This window comes from Chromohalobacter sp. 296-RDG (genome assembly GCF_029889885.1).
GTDB lineage: Bacteria > Pseudomonadota > Gammaproteobacteria > Pseudomonadales > Halomonadaceae > Chromohalobacter.
On the sequence record NZ_JARANY010000209.1, the window covers coordinates 1 to 1,282 of the forward strand.

At 63.7% G+C, this 1,282-nt stretch carries 1 protein-coding gene and 1 pseudogene; one reads left to right on the forward strand and one right to left on the reverse strand.

Annotated elements, in window-relative coordinates; translation table 11 throughout:
* Positions 1–15: 15 nt before the first annotated feature.
* On the reverse strand, positions 16–900 hold the full coding sequence (locus OP495_RS18890; RefSeq protein ID WP_280571135.1) for an alpha/beta hydrolase: 885 nt from the start codon (positions 898–900) through the stop codon (positions 16–18).
* A 275-nt stretch (positions 901–1,175) separates the two neighbouring features.
* Between OP495_RS18890 and OP495_RS18895 the strand changes: the two are divergent.
* Positions 1,176–1,282: pseudogene (locus OP495_RS18895) on the forward strand (AEC family transporter); the annotation flags it as partial.

Consider the following 1,282-nt stretch of genomic DNA (forward strand, 5'->3'; position numbering starts at 1 on the left):
TATCAGCGTTCTCCTTCACGACTCATGACGCCTCGTCGTCTCATCCGAGTCGGCAACGATAGCGTCGGCCACGGCATCGACAGCGTGCGCCTCGAGATGCAGATGATGTCCCCCGGGCAGCATCACGCGCGTTAGCCGAGCGATGGCGTCACGGGCCCGCTGGGCGTAGGCACGCTCGGCGAGAATGCCCTGCTCGCCCTCGATCAACAGTACCGGGGCTTCGATGGTGTTGAGTAGCGACAGCATCTGTTCGGTGGTAAAGCGCACCAACGATGGACGCAGCAAGCGACCGTCGGAGCGCAAGCGCACGTGTCCATCGTCTTCCACGTCCAAGTTGCGGCGCACCAGGGGGGCAGCCGTGTCGGTATCGATAGGCGTCACACCGCCCGCCACGCGCGCCGCGATGGCGGTGGCCTCATCGGGATAGCGCGGCACCATGGAGCGCGAGCGACGGCGCTGGAGCAAGCCCATGCGCAGTTGCTTGGCGGTGTCGTCAACCTCGGTGGTCAAGGTGCCCAAGCCGTCGATCAGCACCAACCGAGCGACACGCTCTGGCATCGCGGCCGCCACCAGACACGAGACAGCCGCCCCCATCGAATGCGCCAGCAGCGGCGCGTCATCGAGTCCCAATGCATCGAGTGCGTCCAACACGTCCAGCGTATATTCCCAGATCGGATAGTCCCCGCCTTCAGCACGCGGCTGCGAGCGCCCGTGGCCAGGGAAGTCGATCGCGACGATGCGAATCCCCAAACGCTCGACCAGCAACGGCGCCAAGCGCGAAAAGCTCTCGGCGTTATCCAGCCAGCCATGCAGCGCCAACCACACGGGCGCGTCGGCATCGCCCCAGGCCAGGCCCGCGAGGCGCCCATGGGCCAGATTAAGAGATTCTACTTCGCGCATGGAGACTCCCACAGTTGATCGATCGAGGGCCCGCTCGCCACGCCGCCCTCTTCATCGGTCATGGGACGGTTTGAAGCGCGGCACTGGGCCTAGCAGGCTAACGGGTTTACCATAAACCTTTTCGTTTCCCAAGCCGACCAAGGAACAAGGAACCCTGCGTGCCAAGATCTCGATCACCCCGTCCCACTCGTCTACGCAACACCCTATTTTGGCTCGTCGTGGCCGCCGCCATCATCGTGGGCTTCGTCCTCGCAAGACAAGGAAGCTGATAGCGCATGGACCTGCTGGCCGTTTTCTCGCATACGCTGCAAGTCACGCTGCCCGTCTTCGCCATGGTGTTTCTGGGGATCGTCTTCAAACGCATCGGCTGGATCGACGCGCA

What these genes read in the sequence shown, in the direction of transcription:
- OP495_RS18890 (WP_280571135.1), bottom strand. Translation starts at nt 900, where the DNA reads ATGCGCGAAGTAGAATCTCTTAATCTGGCCCATGGGCGCCTCGCGGGC.